The sequence below is a fragment of the Thiothrix winogradskyi genome (assembly GCF_021650935.1).
In the GTDB taxonomy this organism is placed as follows: domain Bacteria; phylum Pseudomonadota; class Gammaproteobacteria; order Thiotrichales; family Thiotrichaceae; genus Thiothrix; species Thiothrix winogradskyi.
On record NZ_CP091244.1, the window covers coordinates 2,169,350 to 2,189,717 of the forward strand.

At 50.4% G+C, this 20,368-nt stretch carries 7 protein-coding genes, 4 tRNA genes and 6 rRNA genes; 13 read left to right on the forward strand and 4 right to left on the reverse strand.

Going from position 1 to position 20,368, the window contains the following annotated elements:
- Positions 1-8: 8 nt before the first annotated feature.
- Together fdx and iscX are read left to right on the forward strand one after the other, a co-directional pair.
- On the forward strand, positions 9-347 hold the full coding sequence (gene fdx / locus L2Y54_RS11125; protein ID WP_236501969.1) for an ISC system 2Fe-2S type ferredoxin: 339 nt from the start codon (positions 9-11) through the stop codon (positions 345-347).
- Between the two features lie 13 nt (positions 348-360).
- A complete protein-coding gene (iscX, locus tag L2Y54_RS11130; RefSeq protein WP_236501971.1) occupies positions 361-564 on the forward strand; it encodes a Fe-S cluster assembly protein IscX in 204 nt (67 codons plus the stop codon).
- 45 nt (positions 565-609) lie between these two features.
- Here the strand turns inward: iscX and L2Y54_RS11135 are convergent, their stop codons facing one another.
- Positions 610-2,142 (reverse strand): M23 family metallopeptidase, encoded by a 1,533-nt coding sequence (locus L2Y54_RS11135; protein WP_236501972.1) that lies wholly within the window; start codon positions 2,140-2,142, stop codon positions 610-612.
- A 341-nt stretch (positions 2,143-2,483) separates the two neighbouring features.
- On the opposite strand from L2Y54_RS11135, the gene tyrS reads away from it, so the two are divergent.
- The 11 genes from tyrS (at position 2,484) to rrf (L2Y54_RS11190) (ending at position 14,720) form a co-directional block, all read left to right on the forward strand.
- Positions 2,484-3,683, forward strand: a complete 1,200-nt coding sequence (gene tyrS, locus L2Y54_RS11140; RefSeq protein WP_236501973.1) for a tyrosine--tRNA ligase — start codon at positions 2,484-2,486, stop codon at positions 3,681-3,683.
- Between the two features lie 348 nt (positions 3,684-4,031).
- A 16S ribosomal RNA gene (locus L2Y54_RS11145) occupies positions 4,032-5,515 on the forward strand.
- 87 nt (positions 5,516-5,602) lie between these two features.
- Positions 5,603-5,679, forward strand: a tRNA-Ile gene (locus L2Y54_RS11150).
- Between the two features lie 24 nt (positions 5,680-5,703).
- A tRNA-Ala gene (locus tag L2Y54_RS11155) sits at positions 5,704-5,779 on the forward strand.
- Positions 5,780-6,107: 328 nt separating this feature from the next.
- Positions 6,108-8,936: ribosomal RNA gene (locus L2Y54_RS11160) — 23S ribosomal RNA — on the forward strand.
- Positions 8,937-9,104: 168 nt separating this feature from the next.
- Positions 9,105-9,220: ribosomal RNA gene (gene rrf, locus L2Y54_RS11165) — 5S ribosomal RNA — on the forward strand.
- Positions 9,221-9,532: 312 nt separating this feature from the next.
- Positions 9,533-11,020: ribosomal RNA gene (locus L2Y54_RS11170) — 16S ribosomal RNA — on the forward strand.
- 87 nt (positions 11,021-11,107) lie between these two features.
- Positions 11,108-11,184: transfer RNA gene (locus L2Y54_RS11175), tRNA-Ile, on the forward strand.
- Between the two features lie 24 nt (positions 11,185-11,208).
- Positions 11,209-11,284 (forward strand) — tRNA-Ala (locus tag L2Y54_RS11180).
- A gap of 328 nt (positions 11,285-11,612) precedes the next feature.
- Positions 11,613-14,436, forward strand: a 23S ribosomal RNA gene (locus L2Y54_RS11185).
- A 168-nt stretch (positions 14,437-14,604) separates the two neighbouring features.
- Positions 14,605-14,720, forward strand: a 5S ribosomal RNA gene (rrf, locus tag L2Y54_RS11190).
- Together the 16S, 23S and 5S rRNA genes with 4 tRNA genes alongside form the textbook arrangement of a ribosomal RNA operon.
- Positions 14,721-14,808: 88 nt before the next feature.
- Here the strand turns inward: rrf (L2Y54_RS11190) and L2Y54_RS11195 are convergent.
- Genes L2Y54_RS11195 through L2Y54_RS11205 form a run of 3 tightly spaced genes read right to left on the reverse strand, consistent with a single transcriptional unit; the run spans position 14,809 to position 20,353 of the window.
- Entirely contained in the window at positions 14,809-15,594 is a 786-nt protein-coding gene (locus tag L2Y54_RS11195; RefSeq protein ID WP_236496198.1) for a response regulator, read from the reverse strand.
- Between the two features lie 16 nt (positions 15,595-15,610).
- Positions 15,611-18,520: a hybrid sensor histidine kinase/response regulator gene (locus tag L2Y54_RS11200; protein WP_236496199.1), complete on the reverse strand. Its 2,910-nt coding sequence runs from the start codon at positions 18,518-18,520 to the stop codon at positions 15,611-15,613.
- Positions 18,521-18,523: 3 nt separating this feature from the next.
- Positions 18,524-20,353, reverse strand: a complete 1,830-nt coding sequence (locus tag L2Y54_RS11205; RefSeq protein ID WP_236496200.1) for a methyl-accepting chemotaxis protein — start codon at positions 20,351-20,353, stop codon at positions 18,524-18,526.
- Between the last annotated feature and the right edge of the window lie 15 nt (positions 20,354-20,368).

The following is a 20,368-nucleotide window of genomic DNA, read 5'->3' on the forward strand; positions in this document are numbered from 1 at the left end:
CGAAACCTATGCCAAAACTGATCTTTTTACCGCACGAAGACATTTGCCCTGAGGGTGCAGTGTTGGATGTAGAAGCGGGGACGACCATTTGCGATGCGGCGTTAGCGCATGGCATTGCCATTGAACACGCTTGTGAGAAGTCGTGTGCGTGCACGACGTGCCACGTTTACATTCGCGAAGGCTTTGATTCACTGGCAGATGCCACGGATCTGGAAGAAGATTATCTGGATAAGGCGTGGGGTGTCGACCCCGATTCACGCTTGAGTTGCCAAGCGAAAGTCGCCGCTGAAGATTTGGTGATCGAAATTCCCAAATACACCATCAATATGGTCTCTGAAAATCATTAAAGGGGAGTAGGAAATGGATGAACTTAAATGGATAGACACCTTGGAAATTGCCATCCAGTTAAATGATGCTTACCCTGATGTTGATCCACGCTATATTCGCTTTACCGATTTACATGCGTGGGTGCAAGCATTGGATGGGTTTAATGATGACCCGGAAAAGTCCAACGAAAAAATCCTAGAAGCCATTCAAATGGCGTGGATTGAAGAGGCTGAGTAGGTGAACTTGGCTTGTTGCTGCTTGCAACAAGCCATCTTGTGGAATTTACCCGCCGTTTTGTTGGCGATCAGCTTGGTCGGCTGAAGCCAATTTGCGCAAGTCCGTCAGGTCTCGCACCATTGCGGTCGCGATACTTTTAAACGTTTGCATTTCCTCGGCAGTCATAATGCCGACTTGTGGGAGTTCAACTGCCATTGGATTCTGCGGCTCACCACTGACCCGAAATTCGTAATGCACATGGTTGCCGGTGGATGTGCCGGTTGAGCCGACATACCCGATGACATCGCCACGTTTGACTTTTTGACCGGATTTTAAGTCGTCTTTGAAAGCCGACATATGCCCGTACAGGGTGGTGATGCCATTAATGTGGCTCAATTCAATGACGTTACCGTAGCCACCTTGGCGACCGATGGATTTTACGCTACCGTCGGCGGTGGCATAAATCGGTGTGCCACGGGGTGCAGCGAAATCCGTACCGGCATGATTTTTACGTAAACCGAAGACGGGGTGACGACGCATTCCAAAGCCAGAACTCATGCGTCCATCTGCCAGCGGCTTGCGGTCAAAGGCAGCCCGTTTGAGTTCAGTGTCGCCATCGGGGCGGAAGTAATCCGTTCTGCCTTCAGCTAAGGTGAAACGCACCCGCTGATAAGACTTTTTGCCGGTGTCGTATTCGGCTGCCAACACTTTATCCGTGTAGATACTTTCGCCTTGGTAGCGGAAATCTTCAAAGATAACCCCAACTTTATGACCAACCTTGACACCTTTCTTGAAATCGACATCTTTCTGGAACACTTGACTGAGCTGGCGGATGACGGAGTTACTCAAACCGGCGGTTTTGCCATCCTTTTGTATTGAGTGCTTGACCGTAAAAGCGATTTTGGCATTGCGGGTTTCTAATGCACCGGTTTCCCATTTGCCGACGTAGCCGTCATCAGTGACGGAGACGATGTAAACGTCTGTTTTGTTTTTGGCGTAAATGAGTTGCTGGAGGCTGTCATCAACCACTTGGGTAAACAGGCGGGCATCTGCTTTTAGGTTGCCAAGCGCCTGCTTGATGGTGGTATTTTCCAACAGCTTTTGCGATGTTTTGGTGAGTTCGAGCCTGCCTAAGATAGATTCCAAGGTGTCGTCAGTTTCTACCGTGTGTGCTGACCAGTTACCTTGCGTGGCATCTGGCAGGATGTCGATAGCGTACCCTGAGAATGACTCAACCGCGACTGCCGGTAAATTCAAATCTTTGACGACTTGTGCGGGGGATGCGCTATCCAGCAATGGCTCTGTTAAATGAATGAGCTTGCCATCTTCCGTGCTGCTGATCATCGAGTAAACGGGGACGTTACCCAGCGTGGCAAGCCCGCAGGCAAGTAACAGTGAGCGGGTTGCCAGATAACGCAGCGGTTTTTTTGCAGACAGGGAAGGCGATGCAGGCGGAGCTTTGGGTTCTGCTCTATTTTCTGTTTTGTGCTCTACTCTGTTTTTCGCCGGTTTCACTCTAGCGTTGACAGGGGCGGGCTTGAGAAGGCTGTCCAACAGTTTAGAGGAGGAAGTCTTTGCTGACCCAGATTTGTGATCCACAGGTATGTAACATCCTGGGAAATCAAAGCCTTTCATAGTCTCATCCCAGCTTTTTTTGGGCTGCGACTTTCGTGTAAACGATGACAAGGGTTTTTACTCCATACTTGTTATCAAATGATGTATTTCTGTATGTTTTTAATACAAAAAACTGCAATTGAAGCAGAGGTTAGCGAGTATGTACTGAATCATTCCTGAACTCAATAGTGGTTGACTCACTACGCTTATCAGCCAAGAATTACGACACTCTCTATGCTTGTTTAACCTTGCATCTGAGAAAACTGATAAACTTGTCTTTCTATGTAGATCAAAACTAAAGAATTGTCAATTCTGGAGCATGTTAAATGGATGATGTTGCTGACCTGATGCAAGAGCTGGTACGCGGGTGTGAAGAAGTATTGGTCGAAGCCGAATTGGTGGCGAAACTTAAAAAAGGTAAGCCACTCAGGATAAAAGCGGGCTTTGACCCGACCGCGCCTGATCTGCATCTGGGGCACACTGTGCTCATTAATAAGATGAGACAGTTTCAGGACGCCGGACACCAGATTTTATTTCTAATCGGTGACTTTACTGGGATGATCGGTGATCCGACTGGCAAATCCGCCACGCGACCTGCTTTGACAGCCGAACAAGTACAACAAAATGCGGTGACGTATCAGGAGCAAATTTTCAAGATTCTTGATCCTGATAAAACAGAGGTTATGTTTAATTCAACGTGGATGAATCAGTTGGGAAGTGCAGGGCTGATTCAGTTGGCGGCAAAGCATACCGTGGCACGGATGTTAGAGCGCGATGATTTCACAAAACGCTATAAGTCAGGGCAGCCAATTGCCATCCATGAGTTTTTGTATCCTTTGGTGCAAGGTTACGATTCCGTGGCGATGAAGGCCGATGTGGAATTGGGTGGCACAGATCAAAAATTTAACTTGCTAGTCGGGCGTGAATTACAGCGTCAATACGGGCAAGAGCAGCAGGTGGTGATGACCATGCCGTTGCTGGAGGGCTTGGACGGCGTTAATAAGATGTCAAAGTCATTGGGTAACTACATTGGTATTACTGACGCGCCTAACGAGATGTTTGGCAAGATCATGTCGATTTCGGATGAATTGATGTGGCGTTACTTTGAGTTATTGAGTTTCCGCCCACTGACTGAGCTGAAACGTTTTAAGCAGGATGTGGGGCAGGGTGCGAATCCGCGTGACCTAAAGTTCCTGTTGGCGGAAGAGCTTATTGCTCGCTTCCACAGTCAGGCTGCTGCGGTAGGGGCGCGTGAAGACTTCATTGCACGTTTTCAAAAAGGTGCAATGCCGGATGAAATGGATGAAATTAGCCTCGTTGCCGAAGGATCGGGGATGCCTATTGCCTCATTATTGAAAGCCGCAGGCTTGATCGGTAGTACCTCGGATGCGTTGCGCATGATTCAACAAGGTGGCGTAAAAATCGATGGAATCAAAGTCGAAGACCGTAATCTTTTGATTGAAAAGGGAATCACGGCTGTCTTCCAGGTAGGTAAGCGTAAGTTCGCTAAAATAACCTTGGGGTAATGCAAAAAACAGGTTGACGGGCTTAATCCAGCCTGTATAATGCGCCGCTCACTCAGGGCAAAAACGCTCTGAAACAAAAGCAGAATCAATAACTTAGGGAGTTGCATTTTGCTTTTGGAGTCGACAAGATTTTTGAAAAAGTGTTTGACACGAAGTTCATAAATCTTTAAGATTCGCCCCTCTCTGCTTACGGAGCAGAGCGCAGATTAACAAAAGAAGCCAGAAAACTTGTGTGGGGGCTTGTGATTGTGTCGAGAGGCACAGAAGCAAGCAACCATTGAGTTCACGTTAATGTAATATATACGTAATTTCGATGGATTTGCTCTTCAATTTCAAAAGATAAAGATTGAACTGAAGAGTTTGATCCTGGCTCAGATTGAACGCTGGCGGTATGCTTAAGACATGCAAGTCGAACGGAATCTTCGGATTCAGTGGCGGACGGGTGAGTAACACGTGGGAATCTACTGAGTAGTGGGGGACAGCCCGGCGAAAGCCGGATTAATACCGCATACGCCCTACGGGGGAAAGGCGCAAGCCGCTATTTAATGAGCCCGCGTAAGATTAGCTAGTTGGTAAGGTAAAGGCTTACCAAGGCGACGATCTTTAGCTGGTCTGAGAGGATGGCCAGCCACATCGGGACTGAGACACGGCCCGGACTCCTACGGGAGGCAGCAGTCGGGAATATTGGACAATGGGCGCAAGCCTGATCCAGCAATACCGCGTGTGTGAAGAAGGCCTGCGGGTTGTAAAGCACTTTCAGTTGGGAAGATAATGACGTTACCAACAGAAGAAGCACCGGCTAACTCCGTGCCAGCAGCCGCGGTAATACGGAGGGTGCAAGCGTTAATCGGAATTACTGGGCGTAAAGCGTGCGTAGGCGGTTTTTTAAGTCAGATGTGAAATCCCCGGGCTCAACCTGGGAACTGCATCTGATACTGGAAGACTAGAGTGTGGGAGAGGAGAGTGGAATTTCCGGTGTAGCGGTGAAATGCATAGAGATCGGAAGGAACATCAGTGGCGAAGGCGACTCTCTGGACCAACACTGACGCTGAGGCACGAAAGCGTGGGTAGCAAACAGGATTAGATACCCTGGTAGTCCACGCCGTAAACGATGTCAACTAGCCGTCAGGCTCGCTTTAGAGTTTGGTGGTGGAGCTAACGTATTAAGTTGACCGCCTGGGAGTACGCTCGCAAGAGTAAAACTCAAAGGAGCTGACGGCCCGCACAAGCGGTGGAGCATGTGGTTTAATTCGATGCAACGCGAAGAACCTTACCTGGTCTTGACATGTAGTGAACTTAGCAGAAATGTTTTGGTGCCTTCGGGAACACTAACACAGGTGCTGCACGGCTGTCGTCAGCTCGTGTCGTGAGATGTTGGGTTAAGTCCCGCAACGAGCGCAACCCCTATCCCTAGTTGCCAGCACGTAATGGTGGGAACTCTAAGGAGACTGCCGGTGACAAACCGGAGGAAGGTGGGGATGACGTCAAGTCATCATGGCCTTATGACCAGGGCTACACACGTGCTACAATGGGTGGTACAGAGGGAAGCAAGACCGCGAGGTGGAGCAAATCCCAGAAAGCCATCCGTAGTCCGGATCGGAGTCTGCAACTCGACTCCGTGAAGTCGGAATCGCTAGTAATCGCGAATCAGCATGTCGCGGTGAATACGTTCCCGGGCCTTGTACACACCGCCCGTCACACCATGGGAGTTTGTTGCACCAGAAGCAGGTAGTCTAACCGCAAGGAGGGCGCTGCCACGGCGTGGCCGACTGACTGGGGTGAAGTCGTAACAAGGTAGCCGTAGGGGAACCTGCGGCTGGATCACCTCCTTTACGAGAAACGTCGCTCACACGATCACAAGTTCCCACACAAGTAGTCTGGCAGACCGCATTTATTGCAAGCGCTCTAGTACCGAACACGGGTCTATAGCTCAGTTGGTTAGAGCGCACCCCTGATAAGGGTGAGGCCGGTGGTTCGAGTCCACCTAGACCCACCACTCTTGCATCGCAAAAGGTTTTCAGGGGCCATAGCTCAGCTGGGAGAGCGCCTGCCTTGCACGCAGGAGGTCGTCGGTTCGATCCCGTCTGGCTCCACCACTTTCTGGTCAATGTCACAGTAACATTAGTCATAATGACACTAAGCACATAACACCAAAAAGGCATTGCAATAAATGCACACACCACGGTAACTCCAAAAGTCACCGCAAAGCGAACTGGCTTCCCCAAAGGACACAGTTTATTTTGCACTGGCTTTTGTCGGTTCAACCTAAGTCGATAGGTCGTTCTTTAACAACATGGAAAAATATCAAGGCGAAATGTATAACTGAGAAGATTATATATCTCAAGATTGATCGTTACGAGATTATAGACACTCTGTAACCCGAGTCTACCAGCACAAAAGGAAGTAGACTGTTTCGGGTTATAGGATCAAGTGACTAAGCGTACACGGTGGATGCCTTGGCAGTCAGAGGCGATGAAGGACGTTATAGCATGCGATAAGCTACGGTTAGCCTGCAAATAGGCATTGACCCGTAGATTTCCGAATGGGGAAACCCACCACTTTTGTGGTATTCCGAAAGGAAGGCGAACGCAGGGAACTGAAACATCTAAGTACCTGTAGGAAAAGAAATCAACCGAGATTCCCCCAGTAGCGGCGAGCGAACGGGGAACAGCCGAATCTTTTAGTGTTAGTGGAATGGTATGGAAAGGCCAGCGATACCGGGTGATAGCCCCGTACACGAAAATGCTTCAAGGACATATTAAGCAGGCGGGACACGAGAAATCCTGTCTGAAGATGGGGGGACCATCCTCCAAGGCTAAATACTCCTGACTGACCGATAGTGAACCAGTACCGTGAGGGAAAGGCGAAAAGAACCCTGGTGAAGGGAGTGAAATAGAACCTGAAACCGTGTACGTACAAGCAGTGGGAGCCCTTTGGGGTGACTGCGTACCTTTTGTATAATGGGTCAGCGACTTACTTTCAGTGGCAAGCTTAACCGATAGGGGAGGCGTAGCGAAAGCGAGTCTGAACAGGGCGTTCAGTCGCTGGGAGTAGACCCGAAACCGAGCGATCTATCCATGGCCAGGTTGAAGGTGCCGTAACAGGTACTGGAGGACCGAACCCACTCCCGTTGAAAAGGTAGGGGATGAGCTGTGGATAGGAGTGAAAGGCTAATCAAGCTCGGAGATAGCTGGTTCTCCTCGAAAGCTATTTAGGTAGCGCCTCGTGTATCACTCCTAGGGGTAGAGCACTGTTATGGCTAGGGGGCCCTGACCGGCTTACCAACCCATTGCAAACTCCGAATACTAGGAAGTGCGAGCACGGGAGACAGACAGCGGGTGCTAACGTCCGTTGTCAAAAGGGAAACAACCCAGACCGCCAGCTAAGGTCCCCAAGTTGTGGCTCAGTGGGAAACGATGTGGGAAGGCACAGACAGCCAGGAGGTTGGCTTAGAAGCAGCCATCCTTTAAAGAAAGCGTAATAGCTCACTGGTCGAGTCGGCCTGCGCGGAAGATTCAACGGGGCTTAAGCCACACACCGAAGCTGCGGACTTGCATTTTATGCAAGTGGTAGAGGAGCGTTCTGTACGCCTGTGAAGGTGAACTGGAAAGTTTGCTGGAGGTATCAGAAGTGCGAATGCTGACATAAGTAACGACAAGACGGGTGAAAAACCCGTCCGCCGAAAGCCCAAGGTTTCCTGCGCAACGTTAATCGGCGCAGGGTTAGTCGGCCCCTAAGGCGAGGCAGAAATGCGTAGTCGATGGGAAACAGGTCAATATTCCTGTACCGGCACTAACTGCGATGGGAGGACGGAGAAGGCTAGGACAGCAACCTATTGGATGGTTGTTTAAGCGTTTAGGTGGGATTCTTAGGCAAATCCGGGAATCTATTAACACTGAGGCGTGATGACGAGGTACTACGGTACTGAAGTGTTTGATGCCCTGCTTCCAAGAAAAGTCCCTAAGCTTCAGGTTAGTGCTGACCGTACCCCAAACCGACACAGGTGGGCTGGATGAGAATTCCAAGGCGCTTGAGAGAACTCGGATGAAGGAACTAGGCAAAATGGTACCGTAACTTCGGGAGAAGGTACGCCCACGCAAGTGGGCCGCAGAGACCAGGCCGCTGCGACTGTTTATCAAAAACACAGCACTCTGCAAACTCGAAAGAGGACGTATAGGGTGTGACGCCTGCCCGGTGCCGGAAGGTTAATTGATGGGGTTAGCGCAAGCGAAGCTCTTGATCGAAGCCCCGGTAAACGGCGGCCGTAACTATAACGGTCCTAAGGTAGCGAAATTCCTTGTCGGGTAAGTTCCGACCTGCACGAATGGCGTAACGATGGCGGCACTGTCTCCATCCGAGACTCAGTGAAATTGAAATCGCTGTGAAGATGCAGTGTACCCGCGGCTAGACGGAAAGACCCCGTGAACCTTTACTATAGCTTTGTATTGAACTTTGAACCTACTTGTGTAGGATAGGTGGGAGACTATGAAACCGGAACGCCAGTTCAGGTGGAGTCGTCCTTGAAATACCACCCTGGTATGTTCGGAGTTCTAACCCAGATATCACAATATCGGGGACAATACATGGTGGGTAGTTTGACTGGGGCGGTCTCCTCCTAAAGAGTAACGGAGGAGCGCGAAGGTGTGCTAATCACGGTCGGAAATCGTGAGGTTTGTGTAAAGGCATAAGCACGCTTGACTGCGAGACAGACAAGTCGAGCAGGTACGAAAGTAGGTCTTAGTGATCCGGTGGCTCTGCATGGAAGGGCCATCGCTCAACGGATAAAAGGTACTCCGGGGATAACAGGCTGATTCCTCCCAAGAGTCCATATCGACGGGGGAGTTTGGCACCTCGATGTCGGCTCATCACATCCTGGGGCTGAAGCAGGTCCCAAGGGTATGGCTGTTCGCCATTTAAAGTGGTACGCGAGCTGGGTTCAGAACGTCGTGAGACAGTTCGGTCCCTATCTGCCGTGGGCGTTGGAGATTTGAGGGAAGCTGACCTTAGTACGAGAGGACCGGGTTGGACGAACCTCTGGTGTTCCTGTTGTCACGCCAGTGGCATTGCAGGGTAGCTATGTTCGGACGGGATAACCGCTGAAAGCATCTAAGCGGGAAGCCCCTCCCAAGATGAGATCTCCCTGACCCCTTGGGGCCTGGAGGCTGTTGGAGACTACGACGTTGATAGGCTGGGTGTGGAAGTGCAGTAATGTATGCAGCTAACCAGTACTAATTGCCCGTGAGGCTTGATCCTATAACCCCAAACGGTCTACTAGAGATGTATGAATCGAAGACAGGCAACTGTCAGACCTCAGTTATTAAGTATCCCTGATATTTTTCCAGATTAGGTCGAGAAGACTACGGCAGAAGAGAGCATACCCGCCCTCACTGACCAACAAACCTTCCCAACCTTGCCAGTTTGCTTGGTGTCCATAGAGCTGTGGAACCACCTGATCCCATCCCGAACTCAGAAGTGAAACGCAGCATCGCCGATGGTAGTGTGGGGTCTCCCCATGTGAGAGTAGGTCAACGCCAAGCACTATTCCAAAAGCCCTGTATTAGTTCACTAATTACAGGGCTTTTATTTCCTCGCAGCATTAGGTTTTCTTAGTGTTTCGAGCAAATAAAAACTGAAACTTAAATGTCTTGACAGCTAGTCCTGATTCATTTAAGATTCGCCCCTCTCTGCTTACGGAGTAGAGCGCAGATTAACAAAAGAAGCCAGAAAACTTGTGTGGGGGCTTGTGATTGTGTCGAGAGGCACAGAAGCAAGCAACCATTGAGTTCACGTTAATGTAATATATACGTAATTTCGATGGATTTGCTCTTCAATTTCAAAAGATAAAGATTGAACTGAAGAGTTTGATCCTGGCTCAGATTGAACGCTGGCGGTATGCTTAAGACATGCAAGTCGAACGGAATCTTCGGATTCAGTGGCGGACGGGTGAGTAACACGTGGGAATCTACTGAGTAGTGGGGGACAGCCCGGCGAAAGCCGGATTAATACCGCATACGCCCTACGGGGGAAAGGCGCAAGCCGCTATTTAACGGCTCCGCGTAAGATTAGCTAGTTGGTAAGGTAAAGGCTTACCAAGGCGACGATCTTTAGCTGGTCTGAGAGGATGGCCAGCCACATCGGGACTGAGACACGGCCGGACTCCTACGGGAGGCAGCAGTCGGGAATATTGGACAATGGGCGCAAGCCTGATCCAGCAATACCGCGTGTGTGAAGAAGGCCTGCGGGTTGTAAAGCACTTTCAGTTGGGAAGATAATGACGTTACCAACAGAAGAAGCACCGGCTAACTCCGTGCCAGCAGCCGCGGTAATACGGAGGGTGCAAGCGTTAATCGGAATTACTGGGCGTAAAGCGTGCGTAGGCGGTTTTTTAAGTCAGATGTGAAATCCCCGGGCTCAACCTGGGAACTGCATCTGATACTGGAAGACTAGAGTGTGGGAGAGGAGAGTGGAATTTCCGGTGTAGCGGTGAAATGCATAGAGATCGGAAGGAACATCAGTGGCGAAGGCGACTCTCTGGACCAACACTGACGCTGAGGCACGAAAGCGTGGGTAGCAAACAGGATTAGATACCCTGGTAGTCCACGCCGTAAACGATGTCAACTAGCCGTCAGGCTCGCTTTAGAGTTTGGTGGTGGAGCTAACGTATTAAGTTGACCGCCTGGGGAGTACGCTCGCAAGAGTAAAACTCAAAGGAATTGACGGGGGCCCGCACAAGCGGTGGAGCATGTGGTTTAATTCGATGCAACGCGAAGAACCTTACCTGGTCTTGACATGTAGTGAACTTAGCAGAAATGTTTTGGTGCCTTCGGGAACACTAACACAGGTGCTGCACGGCTGTCGTCAGCTCGTGTCGTGAGATGTTGGGTTAAGTCCCGCAACGAGCGCAACCCCTATCCCTAGTTGCCAGCACGTAATGGTGGGAACTCTAAGGAGACTGCCGGTGACAAACCGGAGGAAGGTGGGGATGACGTCAAGTCATCATGGCCCTTATGACCAGGGCTACACACGTGCTACAATGGGTGGTACAGAGGGAAGCAAGACCGCGAGGTGGAGCAAATCCCAGAAAGCCATCCGTAGTCCGGATCGGAGTCTGCAACTCGACTCCGTGAAGTCGGAATCGCTAGTAATCGCGAATCAGCATGTCGCGGTGAATACGTTCCCGGGCCTTGTACACACCGCCCGTCACACCATGGGAGTTTGTTGCACCAGAAGCAGGTAGTCTAACCGCAAGGAGGGCGCTTGCCACGGTGTGGCCGATGACTGGGGTGAAGTCGTAACAAGGTAGCCGTAGGGGAACCTGCGGCTGGATCACCTCCTTTACGAGAAACGTCGCTCACACGATCACAAGTTCCCACACAAGTAGTCTGGCAGACCGCATTTATTGCAAGCGCTCTAGTACCGAACACGGGTCTATAGCTCAGTTGGTTAGAGCGCACCCCTGATAAGGGTGAGGCCGGTGGTTCGAGTCCACCTAGACCCACCACTCTTGCATCGCAAAAGGTTTTCAGGGGCCATAGCTCAGCTGGGAGAGCGCCTGCCTTGCACGCAGGAGGTCGTCGGTTCGATCCCGTCTGGCTCCACCACTTTCTGGTCAATGTCACAGTAACATTAGTCATAATGACACTAAGCACATAACACCAAAAAGGCATTGCAATAAATGCACACACCACGGTAACTCCAAAAGTCACCGCAAAGCGAACTGGCTTCCCCAAAGGACACAGTTTATTTTGCACTGGCTTTTGTCGGTTCAACCTAAGTCGATAGGTCGTTCTTTAACAACATGGAAAAATATCAAGGCGAAATGTATAACTGAGAAGATTATATATCTCAAGATTGATCGTTACGAGATTATAGACACTCTGTAACCCGAGTCTACCAGCACAAAAGGAAGTAGACTGTTTCGGGTTATAGGATCAAGTGACTAAGCGTACACGGTGGATGCCTTGGCAGTCAGAGGCGATGAAGGACGTTATAGCATGCGATAAGCTACGGTTAGCCTGCAAATAGGCATTGACCCGTAGATTTCCGAATGGGGAAACCCACCACTTTTGTGGTATTCCGAAAGGAAGGCGAACGCAGGGAACTGAAACATCTAAGTACCTGTAGGAAAAGAAATCAACCGAGATTCCCCCAGTAGCGGCGAGCGAACGGGGAACAGCCGAATCTTTTAGTGTTAGTGGAATGGTATGGAAAGGCCAGCGATACCGGGTGATAGCCCCGTACACGAAAATGCTTCAAGGACATATTAAGTAGGGCGGGACACGAGAAATCCTGTCTGAAGATGGGGGGACCATCCTCCAAGGCTAAATACTCCTGACTGACCGATAGTGAACCAGTACCGTGAGGGAAAGGCGAAAAGAACCCTGGTGAAGGGAGTGAAATAGAACCTGAAACCGTGTACGTACAAGCAGTGGGAGCCCTTTGGGGTGACTGCGTACCTTTTGTATAATGGGTCAGCGACTTACTTTCAGTGGCAAGCTTAACCGATAGGGGAGGCGTAGCGAAAGCGAGTCTGAACAGGGCGTTCAGTCGCTGGGAGTAGACCCGAAACCGAGCGATCTATCCATGGCCAGGTTGAAGGTGCCGTAACAGGTACTGGAGGACCGAACCCACTCCCGTTGAAAAGGTAGGGGATGAGCTGTGGATAGGAGTGAAAGGCTAATCAAGCTCGGAGATAGCTGGTTCTCCTCGAAAGCTATTTAGGTAGCGCCTCGTGTATCACTCCTAGGGGTAGAGCACTGTTATGGCTGGCGGCTGACCGGCTTACCAACCCATTGCAAACTCCGAATACTAGGAAGTGCGAGCACGGGAGACAGACAGCGGGTGCTAACGTCCGTTGTCAAAAGGGAAACAACCCAGACCGCCAGCCGAGGTCCCCAAGTTGTGGCTCAGTGGGAAACGATGTGGGAAGGCACAGACAGCCAGGAGGTTGGCTTAGAAGCAGCCATCCTTTAAAGAAAGCGTAATAGCTCACTGGTCGAGTCGGCCTGCGCGGAAGATTCAACGGGGCTTAAGCCACACACCGAAGCTGCGGACTTGCATTTTATGCAAGTGGTAGAGGAGCGTTCTGTACGCCTGTGAAGGTGAACTGGAAAGTTTGCTGGAGGTATCAGAAGTGCGAATGCTGACATAAGTAACGACAAGACGGGTGAAAAACCCGTCCGCCGAAAGCCCAAGGTTTCCTGCGCAACGTTAATCGGCGCAGGTTAGTTGCCGCTAAGGCGAGGCAGAAATGCGTAGTCGATGGGAAACAGGTCAATATTCCTGTACCGGCACTAACTGCGATGGGAGGACGGAGAAGGCTAGGACAGCAACCTATTGGATGGTTGTTTAAGCGTTTAGGTGGGATTCTTAGGCAAATCCGGGAATCTATTAACACTGAGGCGTGATGACGAGGTACTACGGTACTGAAGTGTTTGATGCCCTGCTTCCAAGAAAAGTCCCTAAGCTTCAGGTTAGTGCTGACCGTACCCCAAACCGACACAGGTGGGCTGGATGAGAATTCCAAGGCGCTTGAGAGAACTCGGATGAAGGAACTAGGCAAAATGGTACCGTAACTTCGGGAGAAGGTACGCCCACGCAAGTGGGCCGCAGAGACCAGGCCGCTGCGACTGTTTATCAAAAACACAGCACTCTGCAAACTCGAAAGAGGACGTATAGGGTGTGACGCCTGCCCGGTGCCGGAAGGTTAATTGATGGGGTTAGCGCAAGCGAAGCTCTTGATCGAAGCCCCGGTAAACGGCGGCCGTAACTATAACGGTCCTAAGGTAGCGAAATTCCTTGTCGGGTAAGTTCCGACCTGCACGAATGGCGTAACGATGGCGGCACTGTCTCCATCCGAGACTCAGTGAAATTGAAATCGCTGTGAAGATGCAGTGTACCCGCGGCTAGACGGAAAGACCCCGTGAACCTTTACTATAGCTTTGTATTGAACTTTGAACCTACTTGTGTAGGATAGGTGGGAGACTATGAAACCGGAACGCCAGTTCAGGTGGAGTCGTCCTTGAAATACCACCCTGGTATGTTCGGAGTTCTAACCCAGATATCACAATATCGGGGACAATACATGGTGGGTAGTTTGACTGGGGCGGTCTCCTCCTAAAGAGTAACGGAGGAGCGCGAAGGTGTGCTAATCACGGTCGGAAATCGTGAGGTTTGTGTAAAGGCATAAGCACGCTTGACTGCGAGACAGACAAGTCGAGCAGGTACGAAAGTAGGTCTTAGTGATCCGGTGGCTCTGCATGGAAGGGCCATCGCTCAACGGATAAAAGGTACTCCGGGGATAACAGGCTGATTCCTCCCAAGAGTCCATATCGACGGGGGAGTTTGGCACCTCGATGTCGGCTCATCACATCCTGGGGCTGAAGCAGGTCCCAAGGGTATGGCTGTTCGCCATTTAAAGTGGTACGCGAGCTGGGTTCAGAACGTCGTGAGACAGTTCGGTCCCTATCTGCCGTGGGCGTTGGAGATTTGAGGGAAGCTGACCTTAGTACGAGAGGACCGGATTGGACGAACCTCTGGTGTTCCTGTTGTCACGCCAGTGGCATTGCAGGGTAGCTATGTTCGGACGGGATAACCGCTGAAAGCATCTAAGCGGGAAGCCCCTCCCAAGATGAGATCTCCCTGACCCCTTGAGGCCTGGAGCCGTTGGAGACTACGACGTTGATAGGCTGGGTGTGGAAGTGCAGTAATGTATGCAGCTAACCAGTACTAATTGCCCGTGAGGCTTGATCCTATAACCCCAAACGGTCTACTAGAGATGTATGAATCGAAGACAGGCAACTGTCAGACCTCAGTTATTAAGTATCCCTGATATTTTTCCAGATTAGGTCGAGAAGACTACGGCAGAAGAGAGCATACCCGCCCTCACTGACCAACAAACCTTCCCAACCTTGCCAGTTTGCTTGGTGTCCATAGAGCTGTGGAACCACCTGATCCCATCCCGAACTCAGAAGTGAAACGCAGCATCGCCGATGGTAGTGTGGGGTCTCCCCATGTGAGAGTAGGTCAACGCCAAGCACTATTCCTAAAAGCCCCGTTAACGGTTTCCGTTGCGGGGCTTTTTTTTGCCTGTTGTTTTTACTTAACCTTTATGAAAATGCTCACCTTAGTGAGCAAAGTTTGTGAGCCATTTAGATACCCGTTTTAATGTCTGTTGAAACTGTTCATGTTGAACGGGTTTGGTCAAATACGTAGATGCGCCAGCAATAACGCCTTGGACTTCATCGAGGGGGGAGGTTTTACCACTTAGCATAATGATTGGGGTTTTTTTCATGGTTTTGCTAGAGCGCATTTTGCGGCAGACTTCGTAGCCATCAATGCCGGGCATAATGACATCTAGGAAGATCAAATCGTATTGCTTTTGTGCTGATTTTTCTAAGGCTTCTTCACCTGTTTCGGCAAAATCGGCTGCAATATGGGCGTGGCGTAACTCAATCTCTAATTGTTTACGAATAGCAGCGCTGTCATCGACGACAAGTGCGGTATAGCGATAGGACTCTGGCTGTTCAGTCGTGTTTTCTGGCACAGCCACCGTCGCAATAGGTGTTTCCGGTGCAACTGGTAGGGTTGTTTCGGTAATCGCCGGGCGTGATCTGAGTAATTGTGCAGCGTCGTCAATAGCTCGCATAACACGAGTTACTAATAGTGGTCGTTGCAATAGTATGTCATACGGCAGATCAGATTCACCAATGCGAATATTGATAGCAGTATTGTCGGGTATTTCAATTTCATCCAATGTAATAACAATGTCAGCATAAGTTATATCGGTTTGCAGGCTGTAATGTTTTCCTTGCGATGCACCAAAGGTAACGACACGTTGAATAACTGCCTGATCTTTTTCGGGAAGCTCGAATAAACAAATGCCAATTGTTTCTTTTGTTGTGGTAAGCATGTGATTTCTCTCTTTGTCAGGCTGCAAGTTGTGTTTTCAGCCAGCGTTGTAATTGTTTGTTTAGGGTGTCATGGTCAACAGGTTTGGTGAGGTATGCATCGACCCCAGCTTGTTGTGCCATATTGCGGTGTTTTTGTGTGCCGCGTGACGTGATCATAATGATCGGTAAGTGGCTTTTCTCCGGCCAGATGCGGATGGCTTGGGTCATTTCCAAGCCATTCATGCGCGGCATTTCTAAGTCGGTTAACACCAGTTCTATCGTATGTTCGTGCAATTGTTGTAGCGCTTCAAGACCGTCAATAGCAGTCAGGGGTTGATACCCCATTTGTTCGACCATAAGGCTGAGCGATTTACGGTTGCTGAGTGAATCGTCAACGATGAGGATGCGTGGGCGTTGTGTCGTTTTGTCGGTGTGGTGTGTTTGGTTGCTCTTTAAGGTGAGCTGACCATTTTCCAGATGGCGCAAGATACGCAATACGTCTAATACTGGCGCAACTGCGCCATTGGCGAGGATACAGGCACCACTGACGCCGTGGGCTAAATTGAGCCAAGGGGCGAGGCTTTTGACTACGATGTCACGCGGTTGTTGGATTTCATCGACATACATGGCATAGCTTTTCTGCTCACTGGCAATGATCAAGAGTGAATGACCTTTGTGCAAATCGGGTGATGGCGCTTGCCAGTCCAACAATTGTGCCAACGGCAGCACTTCCAAGGATTGTTCTTGGTGTTGAATAAACCAGTGTTCACCTTCAAACCGGTATTGATCGGGGGCAACATAGAGCAATTGTTGGATGGTGTTGCTGGGAATGGCGACTAAATTGCCGCCTGCACGTACTAATAACGCATGAGTTGCAATCAGGGTGAGCGGGACTTGAATGTGAATGGTTGTGCCTTGCCCCACTTGGCTGCTGATATGGAGTAATCCTTGCAGGTCTTCAACAGCGGTTTGCACTACGTCCATGCCCACGCCACGCCCGGAAATATCGCTGACTTGATCGCGAGTGGTAAAGCCTGGCTGTAGGATCAGGCGTAAGGTGTCGGCTTCACTGAGTTTACTATCAGATTTGATCATGCCGCGTTCGATAGCACGCGCTCGAATTTGCTCAGAGTTTAACCCTTGACCATCGTCGCTCAAGGTGAGATGAATTTGGTTGCCTTTTTGTTCAAAACGCAGCTCAATTTGACCTTCTGGGGGTTTGCCTGCGGCTTGACGGGCTTCAAGTGTTTCAATGCCGTGGTCAACTGCATTGCGCAACATGTGCAACAGAGGCGCGTTTAACCCTTGCAAGATGTCGGTATCCACTTGCAGGTTTTGCCCGATGATGCTGATGTTGGCTTGCTTGTCGGTACGGCGGCAAGTTTCCCTCACGGTGCGTTCCAAGCGCGTGACGATGGATTGCACCGGAATGAGACGGGTACGCAAAATGGTTTCACTGAGTTGCCGCTGCAATCGTTGTTGCTGATAAACCTGTTCGGAAATTTGGCGAATTTGTTGTTGTAGATTGCGCGTCAATTCACGGTTGTCCGCAATGGATTCGGTTAGCAAATTCGAGGTGCTGTGTAAGTCGTTATAGGCTTCCAATTCCAGTTGGTCAAAACCATCTGCCTGACTCAGGGTTGCAAAAGACTGATAGGTGGATGGTGAATGTAGGTTGATGGATTGCTGGTCGATGGTTTCACTGAGTTCCTCCAGCATCTGGCGAATGTGTTCGTCTTGCTGTTGGAGTTGTTTGCCAAACGCCAAGGTATGCTGGGCTTGTTCGGCAATTTGGCTGGTGGAGGTGATTAGTTCCCCAGCTAGGTTTAGTAAACGTTGTACGGTTTCCAGCGGAACACTTAAATGGGTGGAGGTGCTGCGCGGTACTTCGGTATTGGGGGGGCTGTCAGTGTTATTGGTGTTATCATCGGCGGCCAAACCCGATTGAGTGATGAAGTCAGGCAGAATCAGGGGTGTTGACGGCAATAGTTCGGAAATATCCGGCTTGGCAGATTCTGCTGGCGTTGCTTCTGCAAGGCGTAATTCCCAAGCATCCATCTCTGCCAGCAAACCATCGTACTCGTCTGGTAGTGGTTTGTGTTCTTGCAAATGGTCAAACAGGGTTTCTAGGCAATCGGCACATGCGGCGAGGGTTTGACCTAAACCATTGGGTAAGTGCGGGTTGATATCGAGTTCGAGAATATCTTCCAGCCGGTGAGTGAAGGCAGCAAGAGCCTTTACACCGACGACCCCACTGGCCCCTTTAACCGTATGCGCTAGGCGGGCGGCATGGCGTTTTTGTTCTGGGGTGTTGTCACCTTGAGAAATCAGGTGAATCAAACGGGCGGCCTCGGCGATTTGCCTAGGGGTTTCTTGTAAATAAGCTTCCAATAGTTCGGGGTGAATGTCTGCATCCCAAGCCAGTGGGTTGGGTGCTATGGCGGTGGTGCTTTGTATCGGTGACTCAATAGCTTCAACGGTTTCAATGGTTGTGCTGGCTTCTGCTTCAGTCGGTGCTACTTGCAGTGTGTTAACGCGCAGGTTAAGCAGCAAGTTTTCCATGATGTCGGCAGGAATTGGTTCTGGCCAAGCTTCATTCATCAATTCTGCGGCAATGGCTGGCAGATGCGAGTGGTCTTCCGGTTCGCGCAGTGCAAAGGCGGCGAGTTCGATCCAGCCGAATAGTTGCCCGCCTTGTAGCAGTTCGAGAATGGCTTCCGGTAGCATCTCCTGAAAGCTGAGGAGTTGGTGGTGTATCCACTCGGCGGTTTGGGCGATGCCAGTCATGCCGTATTGATGGGCGGTTTCAGACAGGCGCTGGCATTCGGTAACTACAGTGGAGGCAGTCGCCGCAATGTCTTCTGGCTCTTCAGTAAGCGGGTTGAGGCTGGAGAGTTGCAGGGCAACATCTTCCAGTACTTCGGCAAAGGCGCTGACATCATCCATAGCTTACGCATCCAGTTTGAAAACGTTAACCGATTTCACCAGACGTTGACCGTATTCCGCCATGTTTTTGGTCAATCCGGTGAGGGACAACAATTCTTTACCGGTGGATTGGGTGGCTTCCACGATGCGTTCGGCGCGGATTTGCAGCGATTTACTGATAGCAACCTGTTCGGCTGAGGATTCGGCAATTTTCTCTACCGAAGCAACCAGTTGGTTGGTGGCTTCGAGTGTGGCTTGCATTTGCTGCGAGGCTTCGCTGGCAAGCGTCGAGCCGTTGACTACTTGTGCGATGGTGTTATCCATCGTGGCGATGGTGGTGTTGGCTTCTTGCTGGATGTTGCGTACTAAGGTGGAAATCTGGTTGGTGGAATCACGCGAGCTTTCCGCCAAACGTTGGATTTCTTCGGCGATCATCGAGAACCCGCGTCCGGCATCACCGGCAGCCGTGGCCTGCATACTGGCGTTGAGTGCGAGTACGGTGGTGCGTTCGGAGAGGTTGTTGATGAAGTCGATGATCTGGCTGATTTCTTGGGAACGTTCACCGAGGCGTTTCAAGCGTTTGCCGGTTTCTTGTACGGTATCACGGATATTGGTGATGTTTTCCATACTACGCGATACGGCTTGCTGCGCGTGACGGGTGGTGTTTGATGTGGTGTCCGCAACCTGATTGGCGTGTTGTGCAAAAGCGGCAATGCTATCCAAACGTTGTAGGATATTGCCTAATTGCGCGGTGGTTTCTTCTGCTTCAGATTGTTCCAATTGTGCCAGTTTGTTGACTGCCAAGGCGTAATGGTTAACGTCTTGTGACGTGGTTTCAACGGAAGTGGCAACGTCGCGTACTTGTTTGAGTACGTCAGCGGTATCTTCAGCAAGCTGGTTAATCGCATCAGCTAACGGGCCAGTCGCATCTTCGGTAACTTTGGCACGAACAGTCAGATCGCGTTCGCTCAGGTCGAATACCGCATTCAGCAATGCGCTGACCGATTGGTTGAGTTGTTGGTTTTCTTCATCGATACGCGCTTGAGTGGTAATACGGTCTTCGATCATTTGGTCAAAGTTTTGTCCGAGTTCGGCTAATTCATTTTTGCCTTCAAGTTCTACACGGGCATTCAAATCACCGTCCGAAATTTTACGCATTGTGCTAATGAGTTGCTCGATAGAATCCGCAATGGATTTGTAAATAAAGAAGCCTAAGGCTGCGGCAATCAGTGTGCCTAATAAAATCAAGGCAATGCTGGTAATCAGGAAGGTGCCAACATTCTTTTGCGCCCCGACGAAAGCGTCTTCTGCTTGTTTAATGTCACGTTCCACTTCCTGATGGATGCTGTCACGCAATGGTTTGGTGTCGGCATCGAGGTCGTTTTGCAGGTACAACTCAAGTTTGCCACGGTCTTCTGTTTTGAGCAGTTCGTCAGCGCTACGGATCGTGCTTAGCAGGTTATCGACTTCTTTAAATGCTGTTTGGGTTTGCTCATCCTGCATTTGTGCCGTTTTTGCGGCTTGATAACTGGGTAAGATGCTGCTGCTGAGGTCAGCTTCGAGCTTTTCAAGAGTTTTTCGCCCATCCTCCCAAGTGCGGCTGCCGATCTGCACTTCGTGCAGCAATGCCACGTAATCACGTTGCATCCGGCGGATAACTTTGTTGCCTTTGTCGATGGCGACAACGCGCAAGTTAATGTCTTCCAGCGCTAAACGGTTTTGGTTTAATGCAATAATCGCGAAAATACCCGTGATGAATAGGATGGCTAGTGGAACCAGAATGAGTGCATAAATGCGGCGAGCAACGGATAAGTTGCCCAGAAAACCGGTGCGTTTCTTTGCCTGAGTGGTCATGATGATTTCCCTCGC